At 69.1% G+C, this 6,408-nt stretch carries 7 protein-coding genes; 3 read left to right on the forward strand and 4 right to left on the reverse strand.

Features of this window, described 5'->3' with window-relative positions; translation table 11 throughout:
* Positions 1-14 precede the first annotated feature (14 nt).
* Positions 15-1,121, reverse strand: coding sequence for an S-(hydroxymethyl)glutathione dehydrogenase/class III alcohol dehydrogenase (locus VEC04_RS11510; RefSeq protein WP_324776955.1), 1,107 nt, complete (start codon positions 1,119-1,121; stop codon positions 15-17).
* Between the two features lie 165 nt (positions 1,122-1,286).
* Between VEC04_RS11510 and VEC04_RS11515 the strand changes: the two genes are divergently transcribed.
* Together VEC04_RS11515 and VEC04_RS11520 are read left to right on the forward strand one after the other, a co-directional pair.
* Entirely contained in the window at positions 1,287-2,177 is an 891-nt protein-coding gene (locus VEC04_RS11515) for a LysR family transcriptional regulator (RefSeq protein ID WP_324776957.1), read from the forward strand.
* The gene (locus VEC04_RS11520; RefSeq protein ID WP_324776959.1) at positions 2,174-2,908 is read left to right on the forward strand and encodes an NAD-dependent deacylase; all 735 of its coding nucleotides are present in this window, start codon (positions 2,174-2,176) and stop codon (positions 2,906-2,908) included. The genes VEC04_RS11515 and VEC04_RS11520 overlap by 4 nt, the downstream gene beginning before the upstream one ends.
* A gap of 132 nt (positions 2,909-3,040) precedes the next feature.
* Here the strand turns inward: VEC04_RS11520 and VEC04_RS11525 are convergent, their stop codons facing one another.
* From VEC04_RS11525 to VEC04_RS11535, 3 genes are read right to left on the reverse strand one after another with little or no spacing between them, the layout of a single operon-like run.
* Positions 3,041-3,817 carry an RNA methyltransferase gene (locus tag VEC04_RS11525; RefSeq protein WP_324776961.1) on the reverse strand — a complete coding sequence of 259 codons (777 nt, stop codon included), beginning with the start codon at positions 3,815-3,817 and terminating at the stop codon, positions 3,041-3,043.
* A gap of 7 nt (positions 3,818-3,824) precedes the next feature.
* A complete protein-coding gene (locus VEC04_RS11530) occupies positions 3,825-4,847 on the reverse strand; it encodes a S1/P1 Nuclease (RefSeq protein ID WP_324776963.1) in 1,023 nt (340 codons plus the stop codon).
* A gap of 30 nt (positions 4,848-4,877) precedes the next feature.
* Positions 4,878-5,462: a glutathione S-transferase family protein gene (locus VEC04_RS11535; RefSeq protein WP_324776964.1), complete on the reverse strand. Its 585-nt coding sequence runs from the start codon at positions 5,460-5,462 to the stop codon at positions 4,878-4,880.
* A 218-nt stretch (positions 5,463-5,680) separates the two neighbouring features.
* Here VEC04_RS11535 and VEC04_RS11540 point away from each other — a divergent pair, with 218 nt between their 5' ends.
* Positions 5,681-6,292 carry a 3D domain-containing protein gene (locus VEC04_RS11540; RefSeq protein WP_324776966.1) on the forward strand — a complete coding sequence of 204 codons (612 nt, stop codon included), beginning with the start codon at positions 5,681-5,683 and terminating at the stop codon, positions 6,290-6,292.
* The last annotated feature ends 116 nt before the right edge of the window (positions 6,293-6,408 follow it).

Raw genomic sequence — 6,408 nt, forward strand, 5'->3', positions numbered from 1 at the left:
GGCCGACTCCTCCGTCAGTAGACCACCACGCTGCGGATGCTCTCCCCCGCGTGCATCAGTCCGAACGCCTCGTTGATCCGCTCCAGCGGCAGGGTGTGGGTGATCATCGGGTCGATCTCGATCTTGCCGTCCATATACCAGTCGACCACCTTCGGCGTATCGGTCCGCCCGCGCGCGCCGCCGAAGGCCGAGCCGCGCCACACCCGGCCGGTGACCAGCTGGAACGGCCGGGTGGCGATCTCCCTGCCCGCCTCGGCCACGCCGATGATCACGCTCTCACCCCAGCCCCTGTGGCAGGCCTCCAGCGCCTGGCGCATGACCACGGTGTTGCCGGTGCAGTCGAAGGTGTAGTCGGCCCCGCCGCCGGTCAGCTCGACCAGATGCGCCACCACGTCCGGCACGTCCTTCGGATTGACGAAATGGGTCATGCCGAAACGGCGGCCCCATTCCTCCTTCGTCGGATTGATGTCGACGCCGACGATCATGTCGGCCCCGACCATCTTCAGTCCCTGGATGACGTTCAGGCCGATCCCGCCGAGCCCGAACACCACGCAGTTGGCGCCCGGCTCCACCTTCGCCGTGTTGACCACCGCGCCCACGCCCGTGGTCACCCCGCAGCCGACGTAGCAGGCCTTGTCGAACGGCGCGTCCCTGCGGATCTTCGCCACCGCGATCTCGGGCAGCACCGTGTAGTTCGAAAACGTCGAACAGCCCATGTAATGGGCGATCGCCTGCCCCTTGTAGCTGAAGCGGCTGGTCCCGTCCGGCATCACGCCCTTGCCCTGCGTCGCCCGGATGGCGGTGCACAGGTTGGTCTTGCGGCTCAGGCATGACTTACACTGGCGGCATTCCGGCGTGTACAGCGGGATCACGTGATCCCCCACCGCCACCGAAGTCACGCCCGGCCCCACGTCGACCACCACCCCCGCGCCCTCGTGGCCGAGGATCGACGGGAAGATGCCCTCCGAGTCCAGCCCATCCAGCGTATAGGCGTCGGTGTGGCAGATGCCCGTCGCCTTGATCTCGACCAGCACCTCCCCGGCGCGCGGCCCCTCCAGATCGACCTCGACGATCTCCAGCGGACGTTTGGCCTCGAACGCGACGGCGGCGCGGGTTTTCATGATCAGGGTCCTCCGGTGCCCCCCGCTCGCCGCGCGACGCGCGACGGCTTGCTGCTCGAGGAGTCTTTTTTCAGCAGCCTTGATACGCCCCTTGCGGCCATGCCCAAACGACGACGAGCGCAAAACATTATTGTCGTGCAGCAACAATCATGGTCGAACGTCCCGATGAGCCGCTGGGACGGGATAGACGAGTTCACCGCCGTCGCTGAACAGGCCAGCTTCTCGGCCGCCGCCCGGCGTCTTGGGCTGTCGACCTCCGCCGTCAGCCGCGAAATCGCCCGGCTGGAGGACCGGCTGCAGACCCGCCTGCTCCACCGCACCACCCGCCGCGTCGAATTGACCGACGCGGGCCGGGATTTCCTGGTCCGTTGCCGCCGCCTGATCGACGAGCGGGATGAGGCACTGGCAGCCGTCCAGCCCGACGACCAGGCCCCGCGCGGCCTGCTGCGCATGACCTGCTCCGTCTCCTACGGCGAGCGCTTCGTTGCGCCTGCTGTAAACGCCTTCGCGCGCCAGAACCCGGAACTGAGGATCGAGCTGGATCTCGATAACCGGCTGCGCGACCTGGTCGGCGACGGCTATGATCTGGCGGTGCGGTTCGGGCATCTGACAGACTCCCGCCTGATGGCGCGGCGGCTGACCTCGCGACGGCTGATCCTCTGCGCCAGCCCCGGTTATCTGACGCGGCGCGGCGCCCCGCGAGACCTGTCCGAGATCGCCGGCCACGACGCGCTGATCGGCTCGTCCGAGCACTGGCGGTTCACCGAGGGCGGTCGGGAAGTGACTCACCGCCCCACCGGCCGCTGGCGCTGCAACTCAGGCGCAGCGGTGCTGGACGCCGCGCTGCAGGGTCTCGGCCTATGCCAGCTGCCCGACTTCTACGTGGCCGAGTCCCTCGCATCGGGCGCTCTCGTCTCCCTTCTGGACGAGTCCCGGCCACCGGACGAAGGCGTCTGGGCCGTTCACCCCCATCCCCGCCACGTCCCTCCCAAGGTGCGCGCCATGATCGACTGGCTTCACGAGCGCCTGTCCGGCGCGCAAACACGTCACGCATGAACCTCGTCATCCTCACCGGCTCCGGCATCTCGGCCGAGTCCGGCGTGCCCACCTTCCGCGCCAATGACGGCCTCTGGATGGGGCGCCGTGCGGAGGATGTCGCCACCCCCGAAGCCTTCGCCCGCGACCCGGCCCTGGTGCAGGACTTCTACAACCTCCGACGCCGCCAGTTGGCCGAGGTTCACCCTAACGCCGCCCACCGCGCCCTCGCCGACCTCGCCGCCCGCTGGGTCGGCGACCTGCTGCTGGTCACCCAGAACGTCGACGACCTGCACGACCGCGCCCACGCCGCGACCCCGCCCGCGCCCGGCTTCGACCTGATCCACATGCACGGCGAACTGCTGAAGGCGCGGTGCACCGTCACCGGCCGCGTCTGCGACTGGCCCGGCGACCTCGCCCCCGAGGAGCCCTCGCCCTTCCATCCGCGCGGGACCCTGCGCCCGCACATCGTCTGGTTCGGCGAGTGGCCGCTGCAGATGGACCGGATCGAACGCGCGCTCGCCGCCTGCGACCTGTTCGTCTCGATCGGCACGTCGGGTTCGGTCTATCCGGCGGCGGGGTTCGTCCAGCAGGCCAGTCGCGCCGGGGCCAGCACGGTTGAACTCAATCTCGAGCCGTCCCTCGGCCGCCACCTGTTCGACGAAGGCCGCTACGGACCGGCGACGGAGGTTGTGCCGGCGTTCTGCGAGGCGCTCGGAACCCCACCCTTCAGCCGTCATCCTCGGGCTTGACCCGAGGATCAGACCATCCGGTGCTCGGTGGAGGAAACTGTGGTCGCACGCGCGGGGCCGTCTGAGCCGCACATCCCGGCTCCCGCCTCTGATCCTCGGGTCAAGCCCGAGGATGACGGGCGGAGAGAGGACTCACCCCTCCCCCGCCGCCTTCTTCGCCGCCAGCTTGGCCAGCACCCGTCCCCGCCCCTTGGCCAGCGCGTGGATGACGCCTCTGAAGGTCGCCACCTCCTGCTCCGTGAACTGCGCCCGGCCCAGCATGACCCGCAGGTTCTGGCTCATCGACCGCTTCTTCTCGGGCGGGTGGAAGAAGCCGCCCTCGTCGAGCTCCCTCTCCAGATGCTCGTACATGCCGATCAGCAGTTCGTTCGACGCCGGCGGATCGCCCTCCCGGAACCGCGGCGGCGGCGCGTCGAGGATCAGGGTGCGCCACTCATAGGCGTTGATCGCCACCGCCTGCGCCAGATTCAGCGAATGGTGCTTCGGGTCGATCGGAATGGTGACTATGCCCTGCGTCAGGGCGATGTCGGTGGTCTCCAGCCCGGCCCGCTCGCCTCCGAACAGCAGGCCCACCGTCAGTCCCGAAGCCCGGTCGTCATACAGCAGCCGCGCCGATTCTCGCGGCGTCCGCACCGGCATCCGCGTCTCGCGCGGCCGGGCCGTGGTGGAGAACACGGTGTTCAGGTCCGCGATGGCCTCGGCCACGCTGTCGAACACCTTCACCCCGTCCAGGACCCAGTCGGCGCCCGAGGCCGTGGCCCAGGCGCGGTCCTGCGGCCAGCCGTCGCGCGGCGCGACCAGCCGCAACTCGGACAGACCGAAATTGGCCATCACCCGGGCCACTGCACCGATGTTGTCGGCCAGCTGCGGCTTGTCGAGGATGACGACGGGCGGGATCAGATCGGCCAAGTCCGCCTCAGTCGTCGCCGTACATGGCCAGCCATGGATCGGCCGTCCCGGCCTCGACCTCGGCCACCTTGACCGCCGGCCAGCCGATACTGTCGTCCGCCGAGTCCCGCCACGCTAGGATGAACAGGTCGCGCAGCTCCGAGGCGCCCGCGGCCAGCCGGGCGGTCACGAACGTCCCGCCCCGCGCGTCGCTCTCCGTGAATCCGCCGGCCTTCTCCAGCCGGTAGAAGGGCAGCACCTCGGCCAGCGTCGTCTTCAGATAGGCCGGCACCCGCGCGCGCAGGTCGAAGCCCTCCAGCTTCGGCGCCGCCATCGCCGCCTCGACCGCGTCCAGCCGCGCCACCCGCGCGGTGAACGCGCCCTCGAAGGCGCCGTGCGTCTGTCGCGAGGTCGTGAAGCCTTCGGGGTTCGGGGTGTCCCGGTTCCAGCCGTTGTAATGGATCGTCGTGTGGTGCGGCTGGCTGCCGTCGCCGACGTAGTGGCCCAGATAGCCCATGTCGCGCAGGATCAGCGCCTCGCGCCGCAGCCGGTCCTCGCGGTACCAGGCGCGTTTGCCCGGATCGGTCTCGCGCGCCTCGGCGGCGTTCAGCACCCGCCACGTCGCGAAGTCGCGCACCAGCTGCTGATAACCGTCCATGATCGCGTACGGCAGGTAGCCGGCGTCGTCCACGTCCAGCCCCGCTGCGACCAGAGCCGCGTCGTATTCCGACTTCAGGCGCGGCAGGGCGTCGATCGACATGCCTCGCTCGTTCATCACCCGCGCCTGGTCGTCCATGTCGATGAAGTGGGCGGTGTCGCGTTCGCGGTCGTGCGGCTGGCCGCCGCCCTTGGTGCGGTCCGGCTCGCGGGCCAGTTCGCCGACCTCGGCCGCCGCGCCCGGCGTGCGCAGGAAGGCCGGCAGCTCCTCCGGCAGGCCGCGCACCGCGGCGACCCCGATCAGCCGGTGGCCGGTATTGCCCCAGGCCGAAGCCTGCAGGGCCACGCCGCCGACGGCGACGGCGGCGAGGGCGGCGGTGAGGATGCGCTTCATGGGACGGCTCCGGCGAACGACGCCGATGCTCTAGCTGATCCCGAACGCCGTCTCCACCCGTCCGATCCACCGACGGATCGCCGGACAGGGGGTCAGGTCGAAATCGCCCTCGTGCGCCCACCGGGTATAGGCGACCAGCGCCAGATCAGCGAGCGTCGGTCCGCCCCCGACCAGCCAGTCGGCCGTCGCCAGCGCCGCCTCCATCCGGTCCAGCGCCGCGCGCCCCCGCTCCATCAGCCGCGGCTCGATCTCGGCCGCCGGCCTGCCGAGAAGCGCCCGCTGAAAGCGCACCACCGCGATGTAGGGCTCATGGCTGTACTGCTCCCAGAACAGCCACTCGTACATCTTGGCCCGATCCCAGGGATCCGCCGGGACGAAGGCCGTGCCCTCGCCGAAGAACCCGATGATCGCATTCGACTGCGCCAGCGCCCTGCCGTCGTCGAACACCACGGCCGGGACCTGCCCTGCGGAATTCATGGCGAGGAATTCTGTGGATCGCGTCACACCCGACATGACGTCCGTTTCGATCCAGCGATAATCATGGCCAAGGCGGTCGAGCAACCACTTGACCTTCAAACAGTTGCCGGAGCGAACATCTCCAAAGACAGTAAGCATCTTGCCCCAGCAAAGTGTTTCTGATCTGCGAATACAGCTTACAGAATTGCGCGCGCTGGCCCAACGAGATTCGGCTTAACCATCACAAGCCCCACTTATCCACCGCTCGACCGGACAGGTGGTCGCACCGCGGTCCGAATGTCTGGTTTTCGCCGCATTTGTTGACGACAAGCGCCGCGCCGGACGCGACAGGGGCCGGTGCTTACGTGAGTCGAAATATGCTCGGTGCAGCCGCTGCAGTCGCCCTCGTCTGGGCGATGGCCTTCCCCGCCCATGCGGCGGAACAGGGTGATCCCGTATCCTACGAAGCCGCGGTTGCATCCGGCCTCGGCGAGGAATCAACGGCCCCTGCCGATGAAGGTTCCGACAGCGGCGTGACGGGTCTGACCGCCGAGCAGCAGGCCCTGATGGCCGAGGACGCGGACTGGACCGCCCGCGTCAATCTCTACCATGCGGGCGGCGGCGGAGCGACGGGCAACGACAGCCTCGGCTGCCGGCCGATCCCCATGCGCACCATGGCTGTGGACCCGCGCTACATCCCGCGCCGCACCCGCCTGTTCATCCCCGAGACGGTGGGAATGCGCATGCCCGACGGCACGCTGCACGACGGCTACTGGTACGCTTCCGACACCGGCGGCGCGATCAAGGGCCAGAAGATTGACCTCTACACCGGTCACGGCCGCGGTTCGATGCAGCCCGCGATGCGCTTCAATCAGCGCCGCCTGACCCTGATCGACGCCGGCCGCTTCGATGGCTGTCCGCCGTCCTGGGATGCCCAGCCCAGCCAGACCCTGATGGCCTCCGCCCCGACCAGCGTCGGCTCCAACTAGCCCCGACGGTCACGTCTGACCGATTGCCGTTCTCTGAAAGCGGCGTAGTCTGCCTTGGCGGCGGCCAGGGCCATCGCCAGATCCTCTGGATCACCTTTGACCGCGAACCCCTGTCC

Source organism: Brevundimonas sp. (assembly GCF_035626535.1).
GTDB lineage: Bacteria > Pseudomonadota > Alphaproteobacteria > Caulobacterales > Caulobacteraceae > Brevundimonas.